26 protein-coding genes are annotated in these 25,601 nt (G+C 69.2%); 10 read left to right on the top strand and 16 right to left on the bottom strand.

The features are described from left to right. The first annotated feature begins 88 nt into the window (after positions 1–88). Positions 89–613 carry a hypothetical protein gene (locus tag IEV99_RS03075; RefSeq protein WP_188516249.1) on the top strand — a complete coding sequence of 175 codons (525 nt, stop codon included), beginning with the start codon at positions 89–91 and terminating at the stop codon, positions 611–613. Between the two features lie 52 nt (positions 614–665). Here IEV99_RS03075 and chrA read toward each other — a convergent pair whose 3' ends face one another. Together chrA and IEV99_RS03065 are read right to left on the bottom strand one after the other, a co-directional pair. Next, positions 666–2,066 (bottom strand): chromate efflux transporter, encoded by a 1,401-nt coding sequence (gene chrA / locus IEV99_RS03070; RefSeq protein WP_188516248.1) that lies wholly within the window; start codon positions 2,064–2,066, stop codon positions 666–668. A 1-nt stretch (position 2,067) separates the two neighbouring features. Next, complete coding sequence (locus IEV99_RS03065; protein WP_188516247.1) at positions 2,068–2,886, bottom strand: chromate resistance protein ChrB domain-containing protein; 819 nt, start codon at positions 2,884–2,886, stop codon at positions 2,068–2,070. A 222-nt stretch (positions 2,887–3,108) separates the two neighbouring features. Here IEV99_RS03065 and IEV99_RS03060 point away from each other — a divergent pair, with 222 nt between their 5' ends. The 3 genes from IEV99_RS03060 to IEV99_RS03050 all read left to right on the top strand — a co-directional run bounded on the left by IEV99_RS03060 (position 3,109) and on the right by IEV99_RS03050 (position 5,861). Beyond that, a complete protein-coding gene (locus IEV99_RS03060; RefSeq protein WP_188516246.1) occupies positions 3,109–4,860 on the top strand; it encodes a sensor histidine kinase in 1,752 nt (583 codons plus the stop codon). A gap of 126 nt (positions 4,861–4,986) precedes the next feature. Then, positions 4,987–5,517, top strand: a complete 531-nt coding sequence (locus IEV99_RS03055) for a hypothetical protein (protein WP_188516245.1) — start codon at positions 4,987–4,989, stop codon at positions 5,515–5,517. A gap of 131 nt (positions 5,518–5,648) precedes the next feature. Next, positions 5,649–5,861 carry a hypothetical protein gene (locus IEV99_RS03050; protein WP_188516244.1) on the top strand — a complete coding sequence of 71 codons (213 nt, stop codon included), beginning with the start codon at positions 5,649–5,651 and terminating at the stop codon, positions 5,859–5,861. On the opposite strand, the gene IEV99_RS03045 is transcribed toward IEV99_RS03050, so the two are convergent. From IEV99_RS03045 to IEV99_RS03030, 4 genes are all read right to left on the bottom strand, one after another. Beyond that, on the bottom strand, positions 5,845–6,123 hold the full coding sequence (locus IEV99_RS03045) for a hypothetical protein (protein ID WP_188516243.1): 279 nt from the start codon (positions 6,121–6,123) through the stop codon (positions 5,845–5,847). The two genes, IEV99_RS03050 and IEV99_RS03045, sit on opposite strands and share 17 nt — an antisense overlap. A gap of 91 nt (positions 6,124–6,214) precedes the next feature. Beyond that, positions 6,215–7,222, bottom strand: a complete 1,008-nt coding sequence (locus IEV99_RS03040) for an ABC transporter substrate-binding protein (protein ID WP_244643519.1) — start codon at positions 7,220–7,222, stop codon at positions 6,215–6,217. Between the two features lie 157 nt (positions 7,223–7,379). After that, on the bottom strand, positions 7,380–7,607 hold the full coding sequence (locus IEV99_RS03035) for a hypothetical protein (protein WP_188516241.1): 228 nt from the start codon (positions 7,605–7,607) through the stop codon (positions 7,380–7,382). 564 nt (positions 7,608–8,171) lie between these two features. Beyond that, positions 8,172–8,513 (bottom strand): helix-turn-helix transcriptional regulator, encoded by a 342-nt coding sequence (locus tag IEV99_RS03030; protein ID WP_188516240.1) that lies wholly within the window; start codon positions 8,511–8,513, stop codon positions 8,172–8,174. Between IEV99_RS03030 and ybaL the strand changes: the two genes are divergently transcribed. Continuing rightward, positions 8,505–10,235, top strand: a complete 1,731-nt coding sequence (gene ybaL, locus IEV99_RS03025; RefSeq protein WP_188516239.1) for a YbaL family putative K(+) efflux transporter — start codon at positions 8,505–8,507, stop codon at positions 10,233–10,235. The two genes, IEV99_RS03030 and ybaL, sit on opposite strands and share 9 nt — an antisense overlap. 52 nt (positions 10,236–10,287) lie before the next feature. Then, complete coding sequence (locus IEV99_RS03020; RefSeq protein WP_188516238.1) at positions 10,288–11,121, top strand: DUF1206 domain-containing protein; 834 nt, start codon at positions 10,288–10,290, stop codon at positions 11,119–11,121. A 3-nt stretch (positions 11,122–11,124) separates the two neighbouring features. Here IEV99_RS03020 and IEV99_RS03015 read toward each other — a convergent pair whose 3' ends face one another. Next, the gene (locus tag IEV99_RS03015) at positions 11,125–11,823 is read right to left on the bottom strand and encodes a GntR family transcriptional regulator (RefSeq protein ID WP_188516237.1); all 699 of its coding nucleotides are present in this window, start codon (positions 11,821–11,823) and stop codon (positions 11,125–11,127) included. A 166-nt stretch (positions 11,824–11,989) separates the two neighbouring features. Between IEV99_RS03015 and IEV99_RS03010 the strand changes: the two genes are divergently transcribed. Continuing rightward, positions 11,990–12,820, top strand: coding sequence for a transporter substrate-binding domain-containing protein (locus IEV99_RS03010; protein ID WP_188516236.1), 831 nt, complete (start codon positions 11,990–11,992; stop codon positions 12,818–12,820). A gap of 185 nt (positions 12,821–13,005) precedes the next feature. On the opposite strand, the gene IEV99_RS03005 is transcribed toward IEV99_RS03010, so the two are convergent. After that, complete coding sequence (locus IEV99_RS03005) at positions 13,006–14,040, bottom strand: PdxA family dehydrogenase (protein WP_188516235.1); 1,035 nt, start codon at positions 14,038–14,040, stop codon at positions 13,006–13,008. 146 nt (positions 14,041–14,186) lie between these two features. On the opposite strand from IEV99_RS03005, the gene IEV99_RS03000 reads away from it, so the two are divergent. Beyond that, positions 14,187–15,122, top strand: a complete 936-nt coding sequence (locus IEV99_RS03000) for an alpha/beta fold hydrolase (protein WP_188516234.1) — start codon at positions 14,187–14,189, stop codon at positions 15,120–15,122. Between the two features lie 262 nt (positions 15,123–15,384). On the opposite strand, the gene IEV99_RS02995 is transcribed toward IEV99_RS03000, so the two are convergent. Both IEV99_RS02995 and IEV99_RS02990 read right to left on the bottom strand, forming a co-directional pair. Next, on the bottom strand, positions 15,385–15,732 hold the full coding sequence (locus tag IEV99_RS02995) for an antibiotic biosynthesis monooxygenase family protein (protein WP_188516233.1): 348 nt from the start codon (positions 15,730–15,732) through the stop codon (positions 15,385–15,387). After that, positions 15,729–16,058 (bottom strand): NIPSNAP family protein, encoded by a 330-nt coding sequence (locus IEV99_RS02990; RefSeq protein WP_188516232.1) that lies wholly within the window; start codon positions 16,056–16,058, stop codon positions 15,729–15,731. Before IEV99_RS02990 ends, IEV99_RS02995 begins: the two co-directional genes overlap by 4 nt. Positions 16,059–16,174: 116 nt before the next feature. Between IEV99_RS02990 and IEV99_RS02985 the strand changes: the two genes are divergently transcribed. Beyond that, positions 16,175–16,879: an ArsR/SmtB family transcription factor gene (locus tag IEV99_RS02985; protein WP_188516231.1), complete on the top strand. Its 705-nt coding sequence runs from the start codon at positions 16,175–16,177 to the stop codon at positions 16,877–16,879. Between the two features lie 65 nt (positions 16,880–16,944). Here IEV99_RS02985 and IEV99_RS02980 read toward each other — a convergent pair whose 3' ends face one another. Genes IEV99_RS02980 through IEV99_RS02970 form a run of 3 tightly spaced genes read right to left on the bottom strand, consistent with a single transcriptional unit; the run spans position 16,945 to position 20,571 of the window. Continuing rightward, positions 16,945–18,021 (bottom strand): isocitrate/isopropylmalate dehydrogenase family protein, encoded by a 1,077-nt coding sequence (locus tag IEV99_RS02980; RefSeq protein WP_188516230.1) that lies wholly within the window; start codon positions 18,019–18,021, stop codon positions 16,945–16,947. 17 nt (positions 18,022–18,038) lie between these two features. Further along, positions 18,039–19,151 (bottom strand): AbrB family transcriptional regulator, encoded by a 1,113-nt coding sequence (locus IEV99_RS02975; protein WP_244643516.1) that lies wholly within the window; start codon positions 19,149–19,151, stop codon positions 18,039–18,041. Between the two features lie 7 nt (positions 19,152–19,158). Then, entirely contained in the window at positions 19,159–20,571 is a 1,413-nt protein-coding gene (locus IEV99_RS02970; protein WP_188516229.1) for an MmgE/PrpD family protein, read from the bottom strand. 189 nt (positions 20,572–20,760) lie between these two features. Here IEV99_RS02970 and IEV99_RS02965 point away from each other — a divergent pair, with 189 nt between their 5' ends. After that, on the top strand, positions 20,761–21,420 hold the full coding sequence (locus IEV99_RS02965) for an FCD domain-containing protein (RefSeq protein WP_188516228.1): 660 nt from the start codon (positions 20,761–20,763) through the stop codon (positions 21,418–21,420). Positions 21,421–21,561: 141 nt separating this feature from the next. Here IEV99_RS02965 and IEV99_RS02960 read toward each other — a convergent pair whose 3' ends face one another. The 3 genes from IEV99_RS02960 to IEV99_RS02950 form a co-directional block, all read right to left on the bottom strand. Beyond that, the gene (locus tag IEV99_RS02960; RefSeq protein WP_188516227.1) at positions 21,562–23,283 is read right to left on the bottom strand and encodes an ABC transporter permease; all 1,722 of its coding nucleotides are present in this window, start codon (positions 23,281–23,283) and stop codon (positions 21,562–21,564) included. 73 nt (positions 23,284–23,356) lie between these two features. Further along, positions 23,357–24,400, bottom strand: a complete 1,044-nt coding sequence (locus IEV99_RS02955) for an ABC transporter substrate-binding protein (protein ID WP_188516226.1) — start codon at positions 24,398–24,400, stop codon at positions 23,357–23,359. Between the two features lie 17 nt (positions 24,401–24,417). After that, positions 24,418–25,479 (bottom strand): ABC transporter ATP-binding protein, encoded by a 1,062-nt coding sequence (locus tag IEV99_RS02950; RefSeq protein WP_188516225.1) that lies wholly within the window; start codon positions 25,477–25,479, stop codon positions 24,418–24,420. Positions 25,480–25,601 lie beyond the last annotated feature (122 nt).

Here is a 25,601-nt window from a genome sequence, read left to right as displayed (position 1 = left end):
CTCGCTTTGCTCGGCCACCTTCTCCCCGTGCCGGGGAGAAGGTTTCGCCCGGCGCCCCGGTCTCGTGTCAACCGAAGAAGGATGTTACATGCCCGATCTCATCGACGACCTGCAGCGCGAGGCGCAGGCGGCCATTGCGGCGATGCAGGAGGCCGCGTTCCATGCGCGGGCCGTGCATGCGCGGGCGGAGTTGTTGCGGCACATGCGCACCACGGCCGCGAAAGTCGCCGGGCGGGACCGCGACGAGGCGGTCGCGTTCGTGGTGCGCGAGTGGATGGCCGCGTGGGCGATGGACGACGCGACCGCGCCCGAGATCCGGCGCGACATGGAGCGGTTCACGCGCGCGATCTGCGCGGCCGGGGACGAGCCCGGCCCGTCAACCGACGCCGAACTGCGCGCCTCGTTGGCGGCGCTGGAACAAGCCTGCGAGCGCGTTGGCGTGACCCTCGCCGACCAGATGGCCTGGCGCTCGGAATGCGCGCATGGCTGGTGGGAGCTGGTGCGCCCGACGCCGGCCGACCTGCCCGGCCGCAAGCCCCGGCCGAGCGTTCCGGCCCATCAAGCCGGGACGCCGTTCTGGGCGTCCGGCTGCGCGCCGCACTGCAGGGGGTGAGCTTCTTCTCGCCTTTTCGCGCCGCGCCCATGGCCGGAGCCGCAGGGCGCGATCAGGCCAGCACGCCCGCGAGCCGCAGCAGGACGCCTGCGGCCGCACAGGCCGCCAGCGTCTGCAGCATGCCGACCTTGAAGCGGAACATGGCCAGGATCGCCGCCATGGCGAGCGCCAGCGACCACGGGTCGACGCTGGCCAGCACCGGCCGATCGAACTGGAGGCCGTAGGCGTCGAACCGAACGACCTCGCGAAACAGCGTATGGACGCCGAACCAGATTGCGAGGTTCAGGATCACGCCAACCACCGCGGCCGTGATCGCCGACAGCGCTCCCGCGAGCGCTTTCTGGCCGCGAAGAACCTCGATGAAGGGCGCTCCCAGGAAGATCCACAGGAAGCAGGGCGCAAAGGTGACCCAAGTGGCCAGCAGCCCGCCCAGTGCGCCGGCCAGCATCGGGCTGAGGCCGCCCGGCTCGCGGAATGCCGCCATGAAGCCCACGAACTGGAGCACCATGATCAGAGGGCCCGGCGTGGTCTCGGCCATGCCGAGCCCGTCCAGCATCTCGCCCGGCCGCAACCAGCCGAGCGTCTCGACGGCCTGCTGTGCCACGTAAGCCAGCACCGCATAGGCCCCGCCGAACGTCACCATCGCCATTTTGGAGAAAAACAGCGCGATCTGGCCGAAAACGTCCTGCGGGCCGAGCGTGGCCAGCAGGCTCGCGACCGGAACCAGCCAAAGCGCCGCCGCCACGCCGGCCGCGCGCAGCGACGAGGACCGATCCGGCGCGGGCGGCCCGGAGCCATCGTCCGCCAGCAGGTAGGCGACATCGGATCCGTCGGCCTCCTTTCTGGGGCCGTGGCCGCCGCCGACCGCGAAGGCCGGAAGGCCGGCGCGCCCGCCCGCATAGCCGATCAGCGCCGCTGCGAGGACGATCAGCGGAAACGGCGCGCCGAAAAAGAAGATCGCCACGAAGGCGGCCGCCGCGATCGCCACCATGATGCGGTTCTTCAGCGCCTTGGAGCCGACCCGCAGCACGGCCTGGAGCACAACGGCGAGCACGGCGGCCTTGAGGCCGAAAAACAGCGCCGCCACCAGGCCGCCGCCGCCAAAGGCCGCGTAAACGACGCTCAGCCCCATGATGGCGAGGATGCCGGGGAGGATAAACAAGCCGCCGGCCAGCACGCCGCCCCAGGCGCCGTGCATCAGCCAGCCCACATAGGTGGCGAGCTGCTGGGCCTCGGGACCGGGCAGGAGCATGCAGTAGTTGAGGGCGTGCAGGAACCGGTTGTCCGAGATCCAGCGCTTCTCATCGACCAGGATGCGGTGCATCACGGCGATCTGCCCGGCCGGGCCGCCAAAGGAGAGCGCCGCGATGCGGGCCCAGACCGGCGCGGCTTCGCGCAAGGTGGGGTGAGCGGGGCGCAGCCGGGCGGGGGACGCCTCGAGGGTCATCGTCATCTCAGGCGCCCGGCCGATTGGACGGCCAGTTGTGGGTTTCGCCCGTCGCGTCGCGGCACCAGCGGAAAAAGGCGTCGTAGAGCGTCATGCCGGCGTCGAGTTGCGCAAGATCGTCCGCGAACATGCGCGACAGGCCGAGCGAAGCGGCGAGCAGGCCGGGCGCTTCCGGCGACAGGTCGGGCCGCGCCGTGTCGGCCGCGCGCACGATCAACGCCAGATGGCGCAGCGCCGGAGCAGCGAGGCCGAACTCCTCGACCATGACGTCGAAGGTGCAGAGCTCGCCGCGGTGGCTCCAGAACACGTCCTCGACGTCGAAGGGGGTTGCGTCGAACCGGTCCGCGACGCCGAGCACCTCGGACGGCTTCACGAACAGGAAGACCGCGCCCGGATCGACGAACCGCCGGATCAGCCACGGGCAAGCCATGCGGTCGATCTTGGGACGCTCGCGCGTCACCCACAGGGAGCGGCCCTGCGCGTCGCGGCGCGGCAGCATGGCGTGCGGAAGCGCCGGCATGCCGGCCGCGAACCACGCATCGCTGCCGCCCTCGAGGCTTTCGGCGGAAGCGCCGGCCTGGCGCAACCAGGCCGCCACACCGTGGCTGAGCTTGAGGCCCTTCTGGCACACGACCGCGACCGAGCGGCCGGCGTATTCGCCCGCCCAGGAGGCGACGTCGGCGTGCCGGCGGCGCGCGGACGCGGGCAAGAGGCGCGGCTGCGCGTCGAAGTCTTCGTCCGTGCGGACGTCGATGATGGCGGGGCAGTTCGGCGTACCGATCAGCCGGGCGAGTTTGTCGACCGAGATGGCGTTGATGGAGGGCATGGCGCGTCCCCGGATTGTTGACCTGGACGCGATGCTTCGGCCGGAGCCTCGTGGGGAGATCGCGGTCCCCAGGCGCAGATCTGAACGCTGTCGCGGCCAGCCTGTCAAGCGAAGGCGCGCTGGCGTCGCTTGCGACGACGACGCCGCAAAATCGCCAGTGCCGAGCGCCCGCCGGGCGGCTACACTGCCGACGCAGACGTGCGGGCGCTTCCCCGGGCTTTCATGAGACCCTCCTTTCGTTTCGTTTTCGCCAGCGCGGTCGCGCTGGTGGCTCTCGCGGCCACGGCCGCCCTCGCGATCGTGGTCAGCCGCGACACCGCCGCCCGTCTCGAAGGTGAAATCAAGGGCGGCCTGAGCGAACTCGCCAGCTACATGACAGGCGCGCTGGATCGCGGCATGGCCGAGCGGCTGCGCGACATCCGGGTGGCGGCTTCGCTGGACACGATGCGCAGCGCCGACGCGCCGGTCGAGGCCAAGCGCAAGGTGCTCGATCAACTGAAAACCACCTATCCGGCCTATGCGGCGATCGCGCTGATGAGCCCCGAGGGGCGTGTGGTCACCGCCACCGTGCCGCAGATGGTGGGCGCGGACGTGACCAACCGGGAGTTCTTCCAGGAGGGCCGGAAGGCGCCATATGTGGGCGACGTGCACGACGCGCTGCTGCTCGCCAAGCTGATGTCGACCGGCCCGCTGGACGTCCCGCGCTTCGTCGACCTCGTCGCGCCGGTTCGCGACGACAACGGAGCGCTGGTCGGCGTGATCGGCGCGCACATGTTCTGGAGCTGGGCGGCCGAGATCGACGCGACGCTGCGGTCCATCGCGTCAGCCCGCCATCCGGGGCTGGAGGTGTTCATCCTCGCCAAGGACGGGACCGTTCTGCTTGGCCCCGACGCGCTCCGCAACAAGCCCGTGCCGATTGCGCTGGCGGGCCTCGGCCCGCAATCCGCCACCGTGACGTGGCCCGACGGACGATCCTACCTGACGGCCTGGCGGCGCACCTCGGGCTATGCGGACTACCCTGGGCTCGGCTGGACGGTGCTGACCCGCCAGCCGGCCGCGACGGCCTTTGCGCCGGTCGCCGACCTGCAGAGGTCCATTGCGGTCGCGGGCCTCCTGGTCGGCCTGGCGAGCGCGCTGCTGGCGTGGTTCGCGGCCGGGTGGGCGTTGCTGCCGCTGAGCCGCATCCGGGCCTATTCGGCTGCGTTGGGCGGCGAAGGCGCGCCGCCGCCGCCGCGCTCGCGCATCGCCGAGATCGCCGACATCTCGGACGCGCTGCAGGGCGCATCCGTTCGGCTGCAGGCGCACAACGCCGCCCAGCAGAGCATGATCGCGGAGCTGAACCACCGGGTGAAGAACACCCTTTCGATCGTGCAGTCGATCACGAGCCTCAGCGCCCGCGCCTATCAGTCGGTCGCGGAATGCACCCGGCGCCTGCAGGACCGGTTGCACGCCATCGCGCAGGCGCACGACGTGTTGAGCGACAACAACTGGCAGGCCGTGGACCTGCGGGCGATCATCGAGCGGGAGCTGCGCCGCTACCCGGCGGAACACGACGCCGTGACCCTGGATGGACCGCGCATCGAGCTGACCCCGCAGGCAGCGGTGATGATCGGGCTCGCGGTGCATGAACTCGCCCACAATGCGGAGCGGTTTGGCGCGCTGTCGACGCCGCAGGGGCGCATCGCTGTGTCGTGGTTCGTGGCCCAGGCCGTAAGCCAGGACGGGATCGACATCACCATGCGCTGGATCGAGAGCGGTGGTCCGCGCATCCAGCCGCCGGAACGCCGCGGCCTTGGCAGCATCCTGCTGGAGCGCGCGGCCGCGATCGGGCCACGCGGGGCCGTTGCGGTCGAATATCTCCCGGACGGGATACGGTGCGAAATGCGGCTGCACCTCTTCCACGTGCCGCGGCCCATGTTCAGCCCCGGCGCCCAGCCGCATGCCGCAGCGGCGCCGGACGGCGCCGCGATCTAAGCCGTCTGGGTCGCCGCGCGGGCGCTGCCTCGGTTTTTTATCAGCCAGCGGCGGACATGATCGCATTTGGGATCGGAACAGCTCGGGAGGTTGACCGTTTCCAAGCTCCAGACATGGAGGCGAAACATGGCAGACGACATTCGATCGGGCGAAGGCGCCCTCGGCAACGTGACGGACATCGCCAGCAAGGCGGCCGATACGGCGCGGCAGAAAATCAGCGACGCCAGCGAGGCGGTGCAAAACATGTCGGCGCAGGACGCGACCCGCATGGCCAAGCAGGGCGGCGAGTACGCCTATGACACGATCACGTCTCACCCCTTCGCGACTGCGGCGATCGGCGGGCTGATCGCCTACGCGCTGTTCGGCTCGCGCCGAAGCGACGACTACGGAATGGACCGGGGGTATCGCCGGGCGCGCAGCCTGGCGAACGACTATGCGGACACGGCCCGCGGCCGCTTTGGCGACTATGCGGGCGAGGCCCGCAGCTATGCGGACCAGGCGCGCAGCACGCTCAGCGACTACGACCTGAGCGCCGCCTACGACATGGGCCGCGACTACGCCCAGCGCCTCGGCGGGCAGGCCAGCCGCGAACCTCTCGCGACGGCGGTCGGCATCGGCCTCGTGGCCTGGATGCTGAGCTCGTTTATCCGCAAGTAGTCCACACGGGAGGCGAGCCTTTCCGGCTCGTCTCCCCTTTGTGGCGCGTTGCCCCAGTGCGGCAGCGCACCGCGCCAAAGAGGCTTCCGGCTCACAACGGTCTCACAGACCTCTGGCCGTGGAGCCTCCAAATGTTTCAGGTCGTCTACCCGCAGCCCGACGACGACGAGATGGCCCGCATCGCGGCCGAGATGCGCCGCCTGCTGGCCCCCCTCCCCGCCGGCGACCTTAGCGACTGGACCGTTTTGCTGCGCAAGCTGGAAGACGCCGTCGTGACCTCGGCGACGCCCGATTCAGAGCGGCGATGCGAGCCGCTGAAGCGAAACGTCAGGGCAGCAGAGTGAGCCGGCGCACTTCGTAGAAGAAGCCCCACAAAAACGCTCCGAACACCAGCGTGGCGAAAACCAGCCCGCCCAGCCGCACGCCTTCCGAGCCCGCGATCAGGGCGATCAGCACCGCGGCGGGAATGCCGAGCACGATCACAGCCGCGACGAGCGGGCCGCGCTCAATGCCGCCGGGCGCGCGCAACTGGAGCCGTCGGGCGCCGTCCGGCGAACGCAGGCCGCCAAGCGGGACGCGATCGAGAAGTCGCCGGAAGTCGGGCATCGTTCATTCCCCATGCGGTTCGTCCGGCGCGGCGCGCCGGACGTCGATATCGCAGCAGCAGCGTTTGGCCGAAAAGTGGCCAGGGCCGCTCTCAGTTCCCCGGCATGTCGTGCGCGATCGGAAGATAGTAGTCCTTCCAGGACGCCGGCATGGCCTTGAGCGAGCCGACCTTGTGCAGGTGCGCGGCGAATTTCATGGTTCCCTGCGGGTACAGGTTGAAATCCGCCATGCCGGGCTGCTTCATCAGGTCGACCAGCGTCTCGGTCGGGGTCTTGTCGTTGTTGATCTCCTTGTAGGCCTCGACACCGGCCTTCAGGTCGCCCTCGATCAGCGCCTTGGCTTCCTCGGCGGCCTTGCGGACGGCCTCGATCCATTTCGGGTTCGCATCCGCGAACTTGGTCGTGGTAAAGAACTGGCCCTGCGACAGCGGCCCGCCGATGATCTCCGCGGAGGTCGTCACCTGGTGGGCGTCGGGCACTTCCTTGAGCTCGTAATAGTCGTAAGGCGGCGCGCCGAAGTGGCTGCGCACCTCGTGCGTAGGGTTTTTGAGCGCCACATAGGCGTCGGGGTGGCCGAGCTGGACCGTGTTGGCGTCGAATCGCGCCCACTGGTCGGGGCCGAACATCTGGGCGGCCGCCATCTGGAGCAGGATCGCCTGGGTGGAGATCTTCACGGTCGGGACCGCGATGCGGTCGCCCGGGCCGATGTCGCCCAGCGACTTGATGCGCGGGTCGCGGCTCACGAATTTCAGCGGCGAGGCCGAGCTCGCCACGATGCCCTTCACGCCGCCTTTGGTGCGGTCGTTCAGCAGCAGCAGCTGCCCGGTTCCGGTGTTGACGATGTCGACATTGCCGGAAATCAGCGCGTCCTGCTGGGCGCCGCCATTGCTGAACGACAGCCACTTCAAGGCCGCGCCCTTGATGCCGAGCGCCTCCGCGTGCTTCTCGATCAGCTGGTTCTTTTCGATCACGTGCAGCGGCATGTAGAGGATGCCGGGCTGCCGGCTGATCGTCAGCTCCGTCTTCGCCTGCGCAAAAGCCCCGCGAGGCGCTGCGGCGAGCGCGGCCGCGCCGGCAAGGATGTGGCGTCGATTCAACAAGGCGTTTCTCCCGTTTTCGTTCGGTCGGCTTCGCAACCCTGGGGAGAATGAGCCCGTTTGGGTCGCCGAGCGCAAGACCATAAATGCCGAGGCGCAGCGGATGGGCGGCCGGGATCGTTGGTCGCCCCGGCCGCCAGTCACGCTTGTTTCCGACTGCTCACTCAGCCCGCGGGTCTATTTCGGCTGTTCGAGGCCGGGTGGCGTTTTCGGCCAGCTCGGCCCGGTAGGTCCCCAGCGCGAGCCAGCTTGCCCCGGCGGCGACGCCGACGCTGTAGACCGTCAACGCGACCGTTTCCTCGAAGATGAGAACGCCGAGCGTTCCCATGCTGCCTGCGGCGCCGACGAACAGGACGGCGGCGCTGATCAGCGCACGGATGGATTTCATGATGCGATTGCCTTGATGGGGCGCGCGCTCTCGCGAGCCGCGGTCGCCCGGGATCAGAACGGCGCCGAAGCGCCGGATGGGTTCAGGAACGAGACGGAGCCCGGGCGGCCATCCGCTCGACGGCCCTCATCCCAAGCAGCCGTGCGGCGTCGCACGACGTCTCGGAGGGCGCGGGGATGGGTGACGTCTCAGCCGGGCTTCAGGCCGGGGAGCTCGGAGGCGCACGGGGCCATGCGTCGGTCCATTCGCCGAGGCGGACGGGCGACCGGCCGGGCCATTGAACCGTCTCGGCGGCCGGACTGCCATGGAGACGAAGCGCCGCCGGCGCCAAGGCGACCGGGTCCGGGCCGTCGCGGCCGGGGATGAACGCAGCCTGGGACGCAGCCCGCGCCACGAGGGTTGGCGTCGTTGGCCTGACGCTTTCCACGGGGGCATGGCTGCGCCACGCGCTTGGACCATCGAGCGCGGGCGCGCGATGCCCGTCGGCCGCCAGAGTGAACAGCCACGCCGCGCAAGCCAGCACGATCGCGAGCGGCAAGCTCCGCATGGCGGCCCGTTTGCGCGTCATGTCGCGCACGGCTTCGTTTCGGCGTGAGTCAGGAGCCTGACCCCGGGGCCGCCCTCGCCGGCGGGCATCAATTCCACGCCCGCGCTCCGCAGCGCCGCCACGAGCAGGTCCTCGGACGACCGGTGCAGGACGTGGCGACCCTTCTCGAAATCCCGGACGGTGCTGCGCGACACGCCGGCGCGCATGGCGAGATCCTCCTGGGTCCAATCCAGGAGGCCGCGAGCGGCACGCGAGATTTCAGGACAGAGCAGCACTTTATGTCCACCAAAAAGGTTGAAATAAGCGCAACCTGGCCCCAAATCAAGGGACCCTACGTCCCCGGAGCTCCGATGCCGCATCATACTTCGCTGATCGCCACCATTGTCGCAGGCCTCGGTCTGGCCTTCGTCTTCGGAGCGATCGCGAACCGGCTGCGATTATCGCCCCTGGTGGGCTATCTGCTGGCCGGCGTTCTGATCGGCCCCTTTACGCCGGGCTATGTGGCCGACCAGGCCCTCGCGCCGCAGCTGGCCGAGATCGGCGTCATCTTGTTGATGTTCGGCGTCGGCCTGCATTTTTCGGTCAGCGACCTGATGGCGGTGCGCACGATCGCGGTTCCGGGCGCGCTGGGGCAGATCGCCTTCGTGACGATGCTGGGCTTTGGCCTTTCGCATCTCATGGGCTGGTCGCCGGGCGCGGGCCTCGTTTTCGGCTTGTCGCTCTCGGTCGCCAGCACCGTGGTGGTGCTCCGAGCCCTGCAGGAGCGCCGGCTCGTCGACACCGAGCGCGGCAAGATCGCGGTGGGGTGGCTCATCGTCGAGGACCTCGCGATGGTTCTCGCCCTCGTGCTGCTGCCCGCCGTGTCGGGGCTTCTGGGCGGCAAGACCGCCGCCACGCCGGCCAGCGGGCTGGCGGCCCTTCTGGAGCCGGGCTCCGTGTGGGCGGCGCTGGGGCTGACGGTGCTGAAGGTCGGCGCCTTTGTGGTGGTGATGATGGTGGTCGGCCGCCGGCTGATCCCGGCCGTGCTGCACTGGGTGGCGCATACGGGCTCGCGCGAGCTGTTCCGGCTGGCCGTTCTCGCCATCGCGCTGGGCGTGGCGTTCGGATCGGCGGAGCTGTTTGGCGTATCTTTCGCGCTGGGCGCGTTTTTCGCCGGCATGATCCTGGCGGAGTCGACGCTGAGCCAGCAGGCCGCGCAGGAGACGCTGCCGCTGCGCGACGCGTTCGCGGTGCTGTTCTTCGTGTCGGTCGGCATGCTGTTCGACCCCACCGTGCTGATCCGCCAGCCGCTGCCGGTGCTGGGCGCCTTCCTGATCGTGGTGGTCGGCAACGCCATCGCGGCCTACGCGATCGTGCGGCTGTTCCGTCGGTCGTTGAAAACCGCCCTCACGATGGCGGCGAGCCTGTCCCAGATCGGCGAATTCTCGTTCATCCTGACCGGGCTCGGCGTTGATCTCGGCCTCCTGCCGGAGGCCGGGCGCGACTTGGTGCTCGCGGCCGCGCTGCTGTCGATCATCGTGAACCCGCTGCTGTTTGTGGGACTGGACGCCCTCGCGCCCTGGCTGAAGAGCCGCGAAGCCGCTCCGGACGCCGGCAAGGAGCCGCCCGCGACGGCGGCCGTCGAGACGGACGACGAGCCCGGCCTCGTTCCCACAGCGCTGACGGACCACGCCGTGCTGGTTGGGTACGGGCGTGTCGGGCGCCTCGTCGGCGAAGAGCTGCTCGCCAAGGGCCAGCCCCTGCTGGTGATCGAGGAGCGGCGCGAAGCCATCGACGCGCTGCGGGCGCGCGGCGTGGAGGTCATCTCCGGCAACGCCGCCCAGGAGGGCCTGCTGGAGGCGGCCGGCATCGCGCGGGCGCGCTGGCTGATCAGCGCGATCCCGAACCCGTTCGAGAACGCCACCTTGATGGAGCAGAGCCGCACAGCCAATCCGTCCATCGAGATCATCGCCCGCGCGCATTCGGACGCCGAGGTGGAGTATCTGCGCCGCTACGGGGCGAACTTCATCATCGTGGGCGAGACCGAGATCGCGCGCGGCATGACGGCCCACATCGCGAGCCGCCTCGCCGACCGGGGCTGACCGGAACGGCTCTTCGACCGCCACGTTCTGTCCGGAACGAGGAAGGTGGTCGATGCAAGACAGCAACGCCGAACGCCTGGCGCGCGCCGGCTACGTGGCGCGCGGGGTGGTTTTCGTGATGGTGGGCGGGCTCGCGGCCCTCGCGGCCATGGGCGGCGGCGGGCGAACGCCCGACAGCCATGGCGCGCTGCGAACGCTGCTGGCGCAGCCCTATGGCGCCGTGATGCTGGGGCTCCTCAGCATCGGGCTGCTGTGCTTTGCGGCCTGGCGCGTCGCGCAGGCGGTGTTCGACGCCGATCATCTCGGGAGCCGGCCGAAAAGCATCGTCCGCCGGATCGGCTACGGGGCGGGCGCGGTGGTGAATGGCGGCCTCGCGATCTCGGCGGCGTCGCTGATCTTCGCGTTTTCGGGCGGCGGCTCGGGCGGCGACCAATCCGCGCGCGACTGGACGGCCTATCTCCTCCAACTGCCGTTCGGCCCCTTTTTGGTCGGCGCCGCCGGCGCCACTGTGATCGGCGCCGGCTGCGCCGCCGCGGTCAAAGCCTGGAAGGCGAGTTTTTGCGAGCATCTGGCTTTGCGCGCGGGGGCGCGCGCGTGGGTGGTCCCGCTCGGGCGCCTGGGCTACGCCGCGCGGGCGGCCGTGTTCGGGCTCGCGGGCGCGTTCCTCCTGGCGGCCGCGTGGCACGCCAACGCCCGCGAGGCGCGCGGGCTCGCGGGCACGCTCGCGGCCCTGGAAGCGCAACCCTACGGCTGGCTCCTGCTGCTGGCGACGGCGGCGGGGTTGTTTGCGTTCGGGGCGTTTCAGTTCGTGGCGGCGCGCTATCGGCGGATCGATGCGCCGGATCTCGCGGAGGCGGGCGCGAAGCTGCGGCTCAATACGGCCTGAGCGTCAGAGCAGCTTGCGGCTGAACGCGAAATCGAGGCAGCCGGCGACGTGGCGCTCCAGGATCTCCTGCGCGGCGGGCGCGTCCCGGCGCAGCGCCGCGTCGAGAAGCGCGCGATGCTCGTCGGCCGCCACCGCGCCGCGAAAGATCACGAACACCATCTGGTAGCGCAGGTAGCGGTCATACACGCCCGCATGCAGGTCCAGCAGCGCGCGGGAGCCGCAGGCCGACACAAGCGCCTGGTGGAATTCCCAATCGAAGCGCTTCCACCGCTCGGCGCCGCCGTCCTGCCCGGCCAGCAGCCCCTGCTCCACCCGGGCGAGCTTGTGGTGCGCGGCGACGAGCCGGCCCTCCCACTCGACATCCCCGGCCTCGAAAGAGCTCGCCATCGCGCTTTTCTCCAGCAGCAGCCGCAGCGCCGCCACCTCCCGCAGGTCGTCGGCCGAACAGGGCGCGACATGGAAGCCGCGCTGCCCCTCGGCGGTGACGAGCCCTTCGGGGGTGAGCCGGCTGAAGATCTCGCGCAGGGTGCCGACGCCAACGCCGTAGCGGGCGCGAAGCTTCTCCAGCGTGAGGCGCTGGCCGGGAGGCAGCCGGCCGAAGACGATGTCAGTCCGGATTCGCTCATAGGCGCGTTCGCCCGCCGAGAGGATGTCGGCGTCCTGGTGCGGCGCGGCGTCTGGATCGGGGCTGGCCTGGAGCATGCCACATCCTAGAGCCGGAATCACGGCATGGCCAGATCATCTGACGAATGACGCTTCCATCCGATGATCGCGCGATTCTCGGTTGCGACCGGGCGCGATCGGTGAGAGGTTCACGCAGCCGCGCCTGCCGCGGGCCCAACCAAGAAGCCGGACCAGGGAGAACACCGTGACGGGATTCAGGATCAACCGCCGCAGCGCCATCGCGGCCGCTGCGCTTCTCGCAGCCGCCGCCACGCTGCCGCAGGCCGCCCAGGCGGTGACGCCCGCCGAGATCAAGGCGCGCGGCAAGGTCATCGTCGGCATCCAGGGCGACAACCCGCCATGGGGCTTCGTCAACAGCAGCGGCAAGCAGGAAGGCCTCGACGCCGACATCGCCGAGCTGTTCGGCAAGGAGCTCGGCGTTCCGGTCGAGTTCATGCCGCTCGAGGTCAACAACCGCATACCGGCGCTCACCACCGGCCGCGTCGACGTGTTGTTCGCCACCATGGCGATGCTCCCGGAGCGCGCAAAGGCGGTGCAGTTCTCCAAGCCCTACGTGGCCAACACCATCGTGCTGATCGGGCCCAAGAACGCCGAGATCAAGAAGAACGAGGACATGGGCAAGTTCACCATCGGGGTCGCCAAGGGCGCGGCGCAGGACACCCAGGTCACCAAGAACGCACCGGCCGGCACCACCATCCGGCGCTTCGACGGCGACGCGCCGTCCATCCAGGCGCTCGTCTCGGGCCAGGTCCAGGCGCTGGGCGGCAACATCTTCTACATGCAGCGCATCGAGCAGGCGCGCCCGGGCGAGTTCGAGAACAAGCTCGAATTCCAGAACCTCTACAACGGGGCGTGCACGCGCCTTGGCGAGAAGGAGATGAACGCCGCGATCAACACGTTCATCGACAAGATCAAGGCCAATGGCGAGCTGAAGAAAGTCTATGACAAGTGGATGAAGGTGCCGGTGCACACCTTCCCGGACAGCCTGGAAGGCATTCCGTTCTCGGCCAGCTAAGGCGCTGCGGCTCTCCCCGGGCTTGACCCGGGGATGGGCCAACCACCTCGCCGTCATTGCGAGCCGGAGGCGAAGCAATCCAGCCTAGCGGCCCGGCCCTTAGGCTGGATTGCTTCGCTTCGCTCGCAATGACGGGAGGGTGGCGCGGACTATGTGCGGGTCCGCCTCGCGCTGGATCTGCCCTATCAGGCTGCCGCTTCGGCGCGCCACCCCGTCCCGGCCGCCAGCTTGGCGGCGAGGCGGATGGCGGTCTCGATCGCGCCGGTGGACGCTACGCCCTGGCCGACGATGTCGAAGGCGGTGCCGTGGGCCGGGGTGGTGAACACCGTGGCGAGGCCGGCCGTCACCGTGACGCCGCGGTTAAAGCCGCGCAGCTTGGTCGCGATCTGGCCCTGGTCGTGGTACATCGCGACCACGCTGTCATAGTCGCCCGCGAAGGCTTTGAGGTAGATCGTGTCGGCCGGAAACGGGCCGCGGCAATCGATGCCGGTCGCCGCCACGGCCTTCACGGTGGGGCCGATCATCTCGATCTCCTCCATGCCGAAGAGGCCGTTTTCGCCCCCATGCGGGTTCAGCGCCGCCACGGCGATGCGCGGACGGGCAACGCCGGCGCGCTGCATGGTACGGTCCACCAGGCGGATCGCGTCCTCGATGGACTGCGGCGTGATCTGGTCGATGGCCTGGCGCAGGGACACGTGCGAGGTGACGCGCGACATCCACTGGCCGTCCAGCACGTTCATTTCCGAGAAGTAGCCCTCGTGCGCGAGCAAGTGGGCGAACATCTTGTGCTCGTCGGGGAAACGCCAGCCGCCCGCATGCAGCGCCGCCTTGTTGAGCGGCGCGAACGACACGGCGTCGACCTGCCCGGCCTGCGCGAAGCTGACCGCCCTGGCGAGGGTGTCGCCGGTCAGCTTGCCGGATTCGGGTGACATCTCGCCCCGCGGCAGCGTGGCGGGATCGATGTTGCCGAGGTCCACCATTGGAACGGCGTCGCCGCTCCAATCGGCTTCGTCCGGCGAGGCGACGCGCGCCACCGGGAATGACACGCCGGCGTCCCGCATGCCTTGTTCGAGCACGCGCGCGTCGCCCACCACGACGATGCGGGCGGCGTCGCGCAGGCGGCCGTCATGCAGGATGCGGGCGCAGAGCTCCGGGCCGATGCCGGTGCAATCTCCGAGCGTGAGGGCGATGCGCGGGAGAGCGGCGGAAGTGGACGGCATGGGGCCTCGCAAAAGCTGTTCGCCTGCATGGCGCCACGGCTCAGGCCTGATGTCAATTGTTGACAATCTGCGATCCCGCTCTCAGTTTGCGGAAAGGCGATAAGACGCGCGCCGCCGCAACGAGCGCGCCAAGGGAGTTCAACGCCATGCAGGCCATGCCGCCGCTCGAGAACCACGGGCCCACCCTGATGGCCGGCTTCGAACGCCGCCGGATCCGGACGCGCGGCGCCGAGATCGAGGTGGCGGTGGCGGGCAGCGGCCCTCCCCTGCTGCTGATCCACGGCAACCCGCTGACGCTGGTGAGCTGGCACAAGATTGCGCCGACGCTGGCCAGGAGCTTCACCGTGGTGGCGATGGATCTGCGCGGCTACGGCGACAGCTCCAAGCCGGACGGCGGCGAGGACCACGCGGCCTACACGTTCCGGGCCATGGGCGAGGACGCGTTCGACGTCATGGACGCGCTCGGCTTCGAGCGCTTCGGCGTCGCCGGCCACGACCGCGGCGCGCGCGTGGCGTTCCGCATGGCGCTGGACAAGCCCGAGCGGGTGGAGCGCATGGCGGCGCTCGACATCGTCCCGACCCACACGGTGCTGACGCAGGTGACGCTCGGCTGGGGGCTGGAGAGCTACCACTGGTTCTTCATGGCCCAGAAGGCCCCGTTTCCCGAGAAGCTCATCACGGCCGACCTCGACTACTACATTCGCTACAAGCTCAACAAAAAGGGCGTCGGGCTCGAGATCTTCACCGCCGAGGCGATGGCCGAATACGCCCGCTGCACCACGGCGGAGCAGATCCACGCGGTGTGCGAGGACTATCGCGCCACCGTGACGCTGGATCTCGCGATGGATGCGGCCGATTTCGGCAAGAAGCGCATCACCTGCCCGACGCTGGTGCTGTGGGGCTCCAACAGCCATTGCGGCCGACACTTCAAGCCGATCGAGGCCTGGGGCGGCTGGTGCGACGACCTGCGCGGCTGGGCGATCCCGACCGGGCACTACCCGGCCGAGCACAGGCCGGACCTCGTGTACCAGAGCTTCTGGGAGTTCTTCTCCGGCCGCGAGCCCGCGCCCTTCGCGGGCTGAGCCAAAACCATCCTTGCAAGCACACCCCGCCCCCTCATCCTGAGGAGCCATGCGAGCTTCGCATGGCGTCTCGAAGGACGAGGGGATCCAGGAGGCTGAAAGCCGCGTGCAGGCTGGTTCCCTCGTCCTTCGAGACGCAGGCCGAAGTCGGCCTGCTCCTCAGGATGAGGGCATCGAGGTTGTTGAGACGGCTTTTGGGCAAGGCTCCTACGACGAGCTTCTTTGAGTTCTTTTCCGGCCGAAAGCCTGCGCCCTACGAGAACTAGGCCCCGTGCGCGACGCGGCTGTCGGCGGGCGCTTCGGCGCGCTCGTCGAGACCATAGTCGCGCAGCACGGCCGCGACCCGCAGCCGGTAGTCGGCGAACACGCCGCCGCGGCCCCGCGCCTGCGTGGCTCGATGCTTTTCATGGTTGCGCCACGCCAGCACCGCCGCTTCGTCGCGCCAGAACGACAGCGAGAGCAGCTTGTCGGGATCCTTGATGCTGCGGAAGCGCTCGACGGAGATGAACCCGTCCATGCGCTCCAACTCACCGCGCAGCGCCTCGGCGAGCCGCAGATAGGGGTCGATCTGGCCCTCGGCGGGGCGGACTTCGAAGATGACGGCGATCATGGAAGCACCAGGGGGGCGTGAGGCGCGGAGGCGAGGCGCAGGAAAACACGATCCTCGCGCCGGATGAACTGCTCTCGCTTGGCGAACTGGTAGTTTTCCTGTCCTAACGGATCGACCTTCAGCCGCGCCCGGTAGGCCTCGTAGGCGGCGAGGCTCTCCACCGAGTAGACGCCATAGGCCGTGGTCGCCGAGCCCTCGTGCGGGGCGAAATAGCCGATCAGGTCCGCGCCGCAGCGCGGAATGGCTTCTCCCCAGGAGCGGGCGTACCGGTTGAAGGCGTCCACTTTGAAGGGGTCGATCTCGTAGCGGATGAAACAGGTGATCATGGCGGGGGCTCCGTGGAAGGTGGACAAGACCTAGCGGCTCACGCCCCTGGAATGCTTCGGGCGCGGCCGTAGCATCCATGGTGCTGCGCGGGCATGATGGCGCTCGCGAGGAACCCATGACGACCATCTCGGCCTTCGCCGCCACGGCGGCTCTCGTCGGCGAACCCGCCCGCGCTGGCATGCTGGCGGCGCTGATGGACGGCCGCGCGCTGACAGCGTCCGAACTCGCCGCGGTGGCGGGCGTTACGGCGGCCACCGCGAGTGGGCACCTCGCCCAGCTAACCCAGGCCGGAATGCTGGCCGTGGAGAAGCAGGGACGGCATCGCTACCATCGGCTTGCCTCCCCGCAGGTCGCCGCCATGCTGGAGAGCCTGATGGCGGTCGCGGGTGGGCTGGAGAACGGCGCGGCGACGCGGCGGCCCAGGGTCGGCCCGCGCGATGCGGCGCTGCGGCGCGCTCGGACTTGCTACGACCACCTGGCCGGCGAGATCGCGGTCGGGATCGCGGACAGCCTCGTGGCCAGCGGCCGCCTCGACCTGTCGGACGACGGCGCCGCGTTGACGCCGGACGGCTTTGCATTCCTGCGCGGGATCGGGATGACGCTCGATCCCCCGACCGGGCCGGCGCGCGGCCGAATCTTCTGCAGGCCGTGCCTCGACTGGAGCGAGCGTCGGCCGCACATCGCCGGAGCCGTGGGGGCGGCGCTCTGCCGATGGTGCCTCGATGGCGGGTGGGTTCGGCGCATGGCCGGAACCCGCGCGCTCGAGGTGACGCCGAAAGGCGTTCAGGAACTGAGCCGGCACTTTGGCCGGGAATTGTGAGAAGCGGAGCGCCTGCGCGGACGGCCGGGACAAGCCCGGCATGACGGTTTCACCATGGCGAGCCGCTAGCGTCCCAAGCCTTCGATGATCCCCCGCACCATGTCGGCGGTTCCGCCGGAGCCGCGGATGTCGCCCGTGCGGGTTTCCGGATTGGCGAGCGCGGCCTCGACTCCGCGCTGCATCAGGGCGGCCGTCTCGACGGCCTGAGGCACGTTGCGGCTGCGGCCGAGCCAGTCGAACAGCATGCGGGTGGACTCGATCATCGCGTAGGGATTGGCGATCCCCTTGCCGGCAATGTCGGGGGCGGAGCCGTGGGTGGCCTGCGCCATGGCGATGTCGCCCTCGCCGATGCACAGGCCGGGCGCCATGCCGAGGCCGCCCACGAGGCCGGCGGCCTCGTCGCTGAGGATGTCGCCGAACATGTTGGTGGTGACCACCACGTCGAAAGACTGCGGATCGCGCACGAGGCGCATCGCGAAGGTGTCGACGATAACGTCGTCCACCAGCACGTCCGGGAAGTCGAGCGCGGCCTTGCGGCACTCCTCCACGAACATGCCGCAGCCGAGCTTGAACACCGTGTCCTTGTGGATGATCGTGAGGTGCTTGCGGCGGCTGCGGGCCAGCTCCAGCGCCGCGCGGGCGACGCGGCGGCTGCCCGTGCGAGTGATGACGCGCACCGAGATCGTGACCTCGTCGGTGGGACGGAACTCGCCCGAGCCCGCCACCACGTTGCGGTCCGGCTGGAAGCCCTCGTTGTTTTCGCGGACGATCACGAGGTCGACGTCGTCGTAAAGGCAGCCGATGCCCGGGAAGGACCGCGTCGGGCGAACATTGGCGAAAAGGTTGAAGTGCTTGCGCAGGATCGGGTGCGGGTTGATGGCGCCCGGCACCTTCGGATAGGCGCGGTGGCCGATCGGGCCCAGGATGAAGCCGTCGAAGCTCCCCAGCGTCTCCAGCGTGCCCTCCGGCATGGTGGAGCCATGGGTATCCAGCGCGCTGCGGCCGATCGGCGTCGGGCGCCAGTCCACCACCAGCCCGGTGCGGGCGGCGGCCGCCTTGGCGACCTCCACGGATGCCGGCACGATCTCGTGGCCGATGTCGTCGCCGTTCAGGACGCCGACGACGAGGTGGGCTTCAGGCATGCGTGAACTCCATGGGATCAGGCCGCGTCCAGCCAGCCGGCGAGGCGCTCGTAGACGCGCAGGGTGAGCAGCGTCGTCGCCGTGATGGCGGCGATGCGCATGACGTGGAAGGCCGTGACGCTGGCGGTGTCGAGGTGCATCACCTTGGCGGTGAGCACCATCTCGGTGACGCCGGCCGGCGCGACGGCCAAGAAGCTCGTGCCGTAGGACAGCCCCGTGGCGGCCGAGAGCCCGTAGGCGAGGCCCGCCGCCGCCGCTACGAGGCCAAGCGACACCGCGAAGGCGCAGGCCGCCACCTTTGGCAGGCGCATCATGAGGCTGCGCTGGAAGCGCGCGCCCAGCGCCACACCGAGCGCCACCTGGGCGACGATCAGCAGCAAGGGCGGCATGGAGCCGGCGACGAGCCCGGAGGCCGCCAGGGCAAGGCCGAGAATGGCCGGGCCGAACAGCCAGGGATTGGGGATGCGCGCCGGTCGGGCGAGCAGCGCCGCCGCGACTGCGCCGGCCAGCATCAGGGCGAGCGGCAGCGGCGGCACGACGCCGGTCTGGCCGAGATCCGGGATGCCGCCGTCCGACCCGAACGCGTACACGGCGAGCGGGGCCACCGTCACGATGGTGCCGACCCGGATGGCGTGGAACACCGCGACCGCCTCGGAGTCCGCGCCGCGGTCGCGGGCCAGCATCGCCATCTCGGCCATGCCGGCGGCCGCCGTGGCGAAGAACGCGGTCTGGCGATCGAGGCCGATCATGGCGCGCACCGCGAGCGCGGCCGCAGTGGTGATGAGGATCACGCCCAGCGTGGCGACCGCCATGGCGGGCAGCAGCGTCGCGGTGGAAGCCAGGATCACGGGCGTGAAGCGCAGCCCGATGGCGAGGCCGATCACCGCCTGACCGAACTCGCGGCTGCGCGGCGCAGGCGTGGGCGCCCAGCCGAGCATCGCGCAGGCCGCCGTGGCCAGCATGGGGCCCAGCATCCAGGCGAGCGGCAGGCCGACGCGGCTCGCCGCCCAGCCGGCCGCGAAGCCCAGCGCCAGCGTGGCGACGATGCGCACCGGGGCCCAGCGATCGCGCGGCGCGAGCCGGCCGAAGCGGCCGGCCTGCAGGGGCTCGCGTTGCGGCCTGTCGTCCACCGCGGCCTCAGGGGCGCAGGGCGGCGGTGAGGCGCTCGATGGAGCCGAGGTCTTCCAGGTCGCGCACCATCGCGACCACGGTCTCGGCCTTCTGCTTGTCGAAGCGCGCGAACTCCACGCATTCGCGGAACTTGTCGGCGACCTCCTCGTAGCTCATCGGGTTGGAGGGGCTGCCCTTGCCGAAGTCGGCGCGGCCCGAGATGGTGCAGCCATCCTTGAGCGCGATGTCGATGATGGTGGTCATCAGGTGGTAGCCGGCGCGCTCGGCCTCGTCGTTCACGCCGAAGTCGACGCGCTCGATCATGGCGCGCACGTCCGGGCGCATCACCACCTCGTCGGTGAACTCGTTGAGCCCGGCCCGGCCCTCGATCAGCAGGATCGCCATGCAGAACTCCATGGAGAACTTGGCCTGCAGCTCGTTGGTGGGGCGATGGTGGATCAGCGCGTTGGGCATGTTGGAGTTGGTGCCGACGCGCACGCTCTCGACCTGATCGGCCTTGACGCCATGCTCGCGGATGAGCCGCAGCATCTCGGTCATGCCCGGATGGGTGAGCGAGCCCGACGGATGCGGCTTGATGGAAATGCCCGGCTCCGCGAAGGTCCAGGGCGCGCCGAGCTTGCCCATGATGGCGTTGCGGTCGAAGCCGCCGCCGGCGGCGCGGAAAAAGCCGCGCGGGGCTTCCAGGATCTTGTCCGTGGCGGTCCAGCCATAGTCGGCGAACTGCGCCGCCGCGACGCCGCTCTCGGAGGAGCGCCCGGCGTGGAACGGCTTCGTCATGGTGCCGAAGTTCTCGCGCAGGCCGGCCGACTGGCTGCCGGCGACCGACAGCGCGCGGGTGATCTGCTCGGCCGAGAGCCCCATCAGCTTCGACGCCGCGGACGCGGCCGCGAAAGTGCCGCAGGTGGCGGTGGCGTGGAACCCGGTCTGATAGTGGCGCGGGTCGATCGCCTCGGCGATCTTGCACTCCACCTCCACGCCGAGATGGTAGGCCAGCATCACGTCGCGGCCGCTGGCGCCCCTGGCCTCTCCCATCGCAAGCGCGGCCGGCAGGGCCGGCGCGGTCGGGTGCGTGAGCAGGCCGTAGACGCGGTCCGACGCCACGGCGAGCTGGGTGTCGTCGTAATCGTCCGCGTGGACGCCGACGCCGTTGGCGAAGGCCGCGAAGCGTGGCGCGACGCGGCGGTTGGTCCCGATCACGGTCGCGGGGCCATCGCCCAGCGCGAGGTCGTCGAGGTGCCGGCGGACGAGTTCGCCGCTTCGCGCGACCGAGCCCGAAAGGGCCAGCCCGAGACCGTCGAGGATCGACTTCTTGCCCAGAGCGACGACATCGGACGGCAGGTCGGACGCCTGCACGTCATGAACGAATTCGGCGACGTACCATGTCGTGTCGGCGCGATCCGCGGCGGTTTTGGCGCTCATCTCGATCTCCTCCCTGGCGGTTGGCCAGGCCCGGCTGGGGCGAATGCTTTGCACGGCTTCGCGCCGCGTCTCCCTCAGGCTCGTCGCCGGATTGTGAATTGTCAACAGTTTTTCGCCGCCGGATTTCGCTTGCGCGGATGTCGATCTGCGTTCAGGAAGGTTGCTTCTTTGGTCAATTGCGGAACGCCCGTGGACCCGACGCTCGCCCTGAAGATCCGCCGCACCGAGTCGCTCACCTCGCTGGTGCGCCGCGAGCTCGAGCGCATGATCGAGATGGGCGAGCTCGCGGGCGGCGACCGCCTGAACGAGAACGCGCTGGCGACGCGGCTCGGCGTCAGCCGCGGCCCTATCCGGGAAGCGTGCCGGGGACTGGAGCAGAGCGGCCTCGTGGAGGTCGTGGTCAACCGCGGCGTGTTCGTGCGCGAGCTCGACAACAAGGCCGCCGCCGAGCTCTACGACATCCGCGCCTCGCTAATGGGCATGGCCGGGCGGCTGCTGGCGCCCATCATCACGACCGCGCAGGCGGCCGAGCTGCAGGCGCTGATCAACGACATGGACAAGGCCGCCAAGGCCGAGGACCTGAACGCCTTCTACCCGCTCAACCTGCGCTTCCACGAAAAAATCGTAGGCTTCACCGGCAACGAGCGGCTGCTCTCGCTGTGCAACGCGATCCAGCGCGAAGCCCACCTCTTCCGCCGCCGCACGCTCGACGCGCCGGGGCGCATGAAGGTCTCCAACGCCGAGCACCGGCGCATCCTCGCCGCGCTCAAGAAGCACGACGCCGAGGCCTCCCGCCGCGAAATGGAGGAACACGTGCTCACCAGCAAGGACGCGCTGTTCGGGAAGTGAGCGGGCGGCCCCCTCTCCCTGGAACAGGGAGAGGGCTGGGGTGAGGGCGTTGCGGCCATGCTCCCGGCTGGGCCGCTCCCCTCATCCGACCTCGCTGCGCTCGGCCACCTTCTCCCCGTGCCGGGGAGAAGGGAACGCCGGTCACCGCAGCGCCGTGATCCGCCGGCCACCCAGCACCGGCAGCCTGTTCGCCAGCAACACGATCGCGAAGGACACGCCCAGCAGCAGGAGGCCGAGCACCGAGATGGCGCCGAGGTCGCCGCTTTCGTTGAGGTCGTAGATGATCACGGAGACCAGCTTGGTTTCGGCGGTGGTGAGCAGGATCGTGGCCGAGAGCTCCCGGATGGTGCCGATGAACACGAAGCACCAGGTGGCCACCACGCTGGTGCGCAGCAGCGGGGCGGTAATCTGGCGCAACGCCATCATGCGGGTGGCGCCGAGGATGCGGCTCGCCTCCTCGAGCTCGGGATGGATGCTCTTGAAGGCCGAGGACAGCTGCTGGTAGCCGGCCGGCATCTCGATGGTCAGGAAGGCTATGAACAGGATCCAGATGGTGCCGTAGAGCATGAAGGGCGGGCTGGAATAACTCAGGAAAAGGCCCACGCCGAGCACGATGCCCGGGATCGCGACCGGCGCGGTGGCGAGATAGCCGAGCAGCGACGCGCCCGCGACCGAGCGGCGCGCCACCAGATAGGACACGAGCAGCGCGATCGCGGTGCCGGCCGTCGCGGTCATGACGCCAAGGACGAGCGTGTTCTGCAGCGCAAGGCGTGTGGCCGAGAACTCGAACAGCACGAAGTTGACGTGGTGCAGCGTGAAGCTCGACCAGGTCAACGGCTCCGACACCGTACGGGTCACGGCGGTCTTGAGCAGCGCCAGATAGGGCATGATCACCGTGATGCTGAGCACCACCGTAACGAAGGCGACTGCGGCCCAGCGGTAACGGCCAAGCGGCGTGATGCGGGCCGCGCCGCTCTTGCCGCCCACCGTGGTGTAGCCGCGGCGCCCGATGATCTTGGCCTGCGCCCAGATCAGGAACACGGTGATCAGCAGCAGCGGCAATGCGCTGGCGGCCGCCAGCCCGGGCTTGGGCGGATACTGGAACAGGCTCCAGATCTTGGTGGTGATGACGTGAAAGCCCGCCGGCAGCGCCAGGATGGCGGGCGTGCCAAACATGGTGAGCGCCTGCAGGATCGCGACGAGGCCGCCGGCCAGCATGGCGGGCAGCACCAGCGGCAGCGTCACCTTGCGCAGCGTGGTCCAGACGCCGCCGCCCAGCATGGCGGAGGCTTCCTCCAGGTCCGTCGGCACGCGGTCCAGCGCGTTGGCGACCAGCGTGAACACATACGGGAAGGTGTAGCAGGAGAGCGCGAAGACGAGCCCCTCGAAGGTGTAGATGTCGAAGAGATACTCGTACTGCTCCAGGCCAAAGGCCCAGCGGTAGATCTCGTTCAGGATGCCGCTGTTCGGGGCGGCCAGGATCTCCCACGCGATGGCGCCCAGGAAGGGCGGGGTCACGAAGGAGGCGGTCACGAAGGCCCGCACTACGCCACGGCCGGGCAGATCGGTGCGCGCGGTGAGCCAGGCGAGCGGCGTCGCGATCAGGCAGGAGAGCGCGCCGGTGGCGAGCGCCATCCCCATCGCGATCGCGTAGGGCTTGCGCAGGGTGGGATCGGTGACGAGCGCGCGGAAATTCTCCAGCGAGAGCGAGCCGTCCTTGGCGAGCACGCTGTAATAGGCGAGCCAGAACAGCGGCAGCAGAACAAGGCCGCCCAGCACGAGCACAAGAGAGATGAAAACGGGCTTCGACCAGTCGAAGGCGAAGCGTCGCACCGGCAGTGTCCGTTCGATCGCAACCGTCATTCCGGAATTTCCTCGCCCCTCGCCGTCGTAAAGGACGCCCGGCGAACTGGCCGCCGGGCGCCGGAGTGGTGGACTAGGTCCCGAAATATTCCTCGTACTTCTTCTTGATCGTCTCGATCTGCTTCTCGACCTCGGCCGGGTCGGTGAACAGCACCTTGATCTTCGAGAGCGGCACGCGGCCCTCCTTTTCCTTCACGCCCGGGTGGAAGGAGCGCAGGCCGCCGACATCGCTGGCGAGTTGCTGGGCCTCCTGGGTGTACATGAAGGCGTAGAAGAGCTTGCCGGCGTTGGGGTGCGCGGCGTTCTTCAGAAGACCCGCATGCCCGATCGCGATGGGGCTGCCCTCCTGCGCGTAGACGACCTCGATCGGCACGCCGGTCTCACGCAGCAGGAAGAGGTTGTACTCGTTGCCGTCCGCCATGATGGAGCGCTCGCCTTGTGCGAGCTTCTTCGGCGGCTCGGTGGAGGACTGGACCTGCATGACTTTCTGCTGGCCGAGCTTCTCGAAATATTCCCAGCCGAGCAGCTTGCTCAGCGCCGCCGTGCCGGTCAGCACCGTACCGCTATAGCCCGGATGCGCCTTGACCATGCGGTTCTTCCACTTGGGGAGCAGCAGGTCGGCGTGGCTCTTGGGGGCGTCCTCGGCCTTCACCTGCTTGGTGTTGTAGCCAATCACCGAGAGGTGGGCGCGGTAGGCCGCGTAAAAGCCGTCCGGGTCCTTGGCCTCGGCCGGCCAGCTCTTGGCGACGTCGGAGGGCAACGCCTGGGCGAGGATGCCCTCGCGCTTGAACACCAGGAAGTGCACGGCGTCCGACGTCTCGATCACGTCGGCGTTGTAGATCTTGCTGCCATATTCCTGGTTGATGCGCTGGTAGACGCGCTCGGCGCCCGAACGCTCGACCTGGACGTCGATGCCCGGATACTTGGCTTCGAAAGCCTTGGCCATCTTCTCGGACACCTGCACGTCAGTGGACGTGTACCAGACGACCTTGGCCTCTTTCTTGGCGGCCTCGACCAGGGCCTGGTCGGGCTCGTAGGGCGCGGGCGGCGCGGCCTGGACAGCATGCGGCGCGAGCCACATGACGGCCGCAGCCGCGGCGAGGACGAAATGCTTCATGACGTTTCCTCCTTGTTCTATTGAGCCAGCGCCCGGCAGTGTTCCGGGGGGAATTGGAGCCAGACCGGCTGCCCTTTCGGAATGGCTACATCCGGGGGCGCAACCGCGCGCACCGTCTCGCCATTCGAAAGATCGATGAGGTAGTCCCGGTGCGAGCCGAGGAAGACCTGGCGTGAGACCGCGCCCGGCGCCCAGTTGAGGCCGTCCACGGGCGCATTGGTGGCGATGCGGATGTCGTGGTGCCGGATCGACACCGCCGTCTCGTCTGCAGCCGCGAACTCGCCATCGCCGCAGGTGAGCTTGATGCCGCCCCAGTCCACAGCCTGGTCGCCCGAGCGCCGGCCCTTCAGGATGTTGGTGCCGCCGATGAAGCGGGCGACGAACTCCGAGCGGGGCCGCTTGTAAATGTCCTCGGCCGAGCCCGCCTGCTCGATGCGGCCCTGGTTCATCACCACGATCACGTCGGCGGTGGTCATGGCCTCGGCCTGGTCGTGGGTGACGTAGATGGTGGTGTAGCGATACTGGTCGTGAAGGCGGCGGATCTCGAAGCGCATTTCCTCGCGCAGGTTTGCATCGAGGTTGGAGAGCGGCTCGTCGAGCAGCAGCGTTTCGGGCTCAACCACCAGCGCGCGGGCCAGCGACACGCGCTGCTGCTGCCCGCCGGAGAGCTCCGACGGGTAGCGCTCGGCCAACGGCGATAGCTTGGCGACGCTCAGGATGTTGTCGACCCGCGTCTTGATGTCGGCCTTGGAGAGGCCCCTGATGGAGAGCCCATACGCGACATTCTCGAACACCGTCATGTGCGGCCAGAGCGCGTAGCTCTGGAAGATCATCGACATGTTGCGGCGCTCGGGCGGTGTGGTGACGTCCGGCGCGGACAACACCCGGCCGCCGACCCGGATCTCGCCGCCCGTGGGATCGACGAAGCCGGCCACGAGACGCAAGGTCGTGGTTTTGCCGCAGCCCGAAGGGCCGAGCAGGCACACCAACGCGCCTTTCTCGATGGAGAGCGACACGCGATCGACGACGGTCAGCTTCCCGTAGGACTTGGACAGCTGCGAAAGCTCGACGAAGGCCATGCGACCTCCTCCCGGTTTGTGAAGCGGCGCCTCGTCCCGCACGGGATTTCGACGATCGCCTCCTGGCGCTCTGCGGCGCCGTGATGGCCACGATGGGCCAGGGCGGTTCAGATTGTCAACAA

It is taken from the genome of Alsobacter metallidurans, from assembly GCF_014636935.1.
Lineage (GTDB): Bacteria > Pseudomonadota > Alphaproteobacteria > Rhizobiales > Beijerinckiaceae > Alsobacter > Alsobacter metallidurans.
The sequence above is the reverse complement of the archived record's forward strand: the minus strand, read 5'-3'. Positions and strand labels throughout refer to the sequence as shown.

Bases quoted from the DNA above. Each gene is read 5' to 3' on its own strand.
- chrA (WP_188516248.1), bottom strand. From the start codon at position 2,066: ATGACGATGACCCTCGAGGCGTCCCCCGCCCGGCTGCGCCCCGCTCAC.
- IEV99_RS02970 (WP_188516229.1), bottom strand. From the start codon at position 20,571: ATGAGCGCCAAAACCGCCGCGGATCGCGCCGACACGACATGGTACGTC.
- IEV99_RS03005 (WP_188516235.1), bottom strand. From the start codon at position 14,040: ATGCCGTCCACTTCCGCCGCTCTCCCGCGCATCGCCCTCACGCTCGGA.
- IEV99_RS03060 (WP_188516246.1), top strand. From the start codon at position 3,109: ATGAGACCCTCCTTTCGTTTCGTTTTCGCCAGCGCGGTCGCGCTGGTG.
- IEV99_RS03015 (WP_188516237.1), bottom strand. From the start codon at position 11,823: ATGCTCCAGGCCAGCCCCGATCCAGACGCCGCGCCGCACCAGGACGCC.
- IEV99_RS03020 (WP_188516238.1), top strand. From the start codon at position 10,288: ATGCAAGACAGCAACGCCGAACGCCTGGCGCGCGCCGGCTACGTGGCG.
- IEV99_RS02995 (WP_188516233.1), bottom strand. From the start codon at position 15,732: ATGATCGCCGTCATCTTCGAAGTCCGCCCCGCCGAGGGCCAGATCGAC.
- IEV99_RS03075 (WP_188516249.1), top strand. From the start codon at position 89: ATGCCCGATCTCATCGACGACCTGCAGCGCGAGGCGCAGGCGGCCATT.
- IEV99_RS03000 (WP_188516234.1), top strand. From the start codon at position 14,187: ATGCAGGCCATGCCGCCGCTCGAGAACCACGGGCCCACCCTGATGGCC.
- IEV99_RS02960 (WP_188516227.1), bottom strand. From the start codon at position 23,283: ATGACGGTTGCGATCGAACGGACACTGCCGGTGCGACGCTTCGCCTTC.
- IEV99_RS03045 (WP_188516243.1), bottom strand. From the start codon at position 6,123: ATGCCCGACTTCCGGCGACTTCTCGATCGCGTCCCGCTTGGCGGCCTG.
- IEV99_RS03055 (WP_188516245.1), top strand. From the start codon at position 4,987: ATGGCAGACGACATTCGATCGGGCGAAGGCGCCCTCGGCAACGTGACG.
- IEV99_RS03030 (WP_188516240.1), bottom strand. From the start codon at position 8,513: ATGCGGCATCGGAGCTCCGGGGACGTAGGGTCCCTTGATTTGGGGCCA.
- IEV99_RS02980 (WP_188516230.1), bottom strand. From the start codon at position 18,021: ATGCCTGAAGCCCACCTCGTCGTCGGCGTCCTGAACGGCGACGACATC.
- IEV99_RS02950 (WP_188516225.1), bottom strand. From the start codon at position 25,479: ATGGCCTTCGTCGAGCTTTCGCAGCTGTCCAAGTCCTACGGGAAGCTG.
- IEV99_RS03050 (WP_188516244.1), top strand. From the start codon at position 5,649: ATGTTTCAGGTCGTCTACCCGCAGCCCGACGACGACGAGATGGCCCGC.
- IEV99_RS03065 (WP_188516247.1), bottom strand. From the start codon at position 2,886: ATGCCCTCCATCAACGCCATCTCGGTCGACAAACTCGCCCGGCTGATC.
- IEV99_RS02990 (WP_188516232.1), bottom strand. From the start codon at position 16,058: ATGATCACCTGTTTCATCCGCTACGAGATCGACCCCTTCAAAGTGGAC.
- IEV99_RS03035 (WP_188516241.1), bottom strand. From the start codon at position 7,607: ATGAAATCCATCCGTGCGCTGATCAGCGCCGCCGTCCTGTTCGTCGGC.
- ybaL (WP_188516239.1), top strand. From the start codon at position 8,505: ATGCCGCATCATACTTCGCTGATCGCCACCATTGTCGCAGGCCTCGGT.
- IEV99_RS02955 (WP_188516226.1), bottom strand. From the start codon at position 24,400: ATGAAGCATTTCGTCCTCGCCGCGGCTGCGGCCGTCATGTGGCTCGCG.
- IEV99_RS02985 (WP_188516231.1), top strand. From the start codon at position 16,175: ATGACGACCATCTCGGCCTTCGCCGCCACGGCGGCTCTCGTCGGCGAA.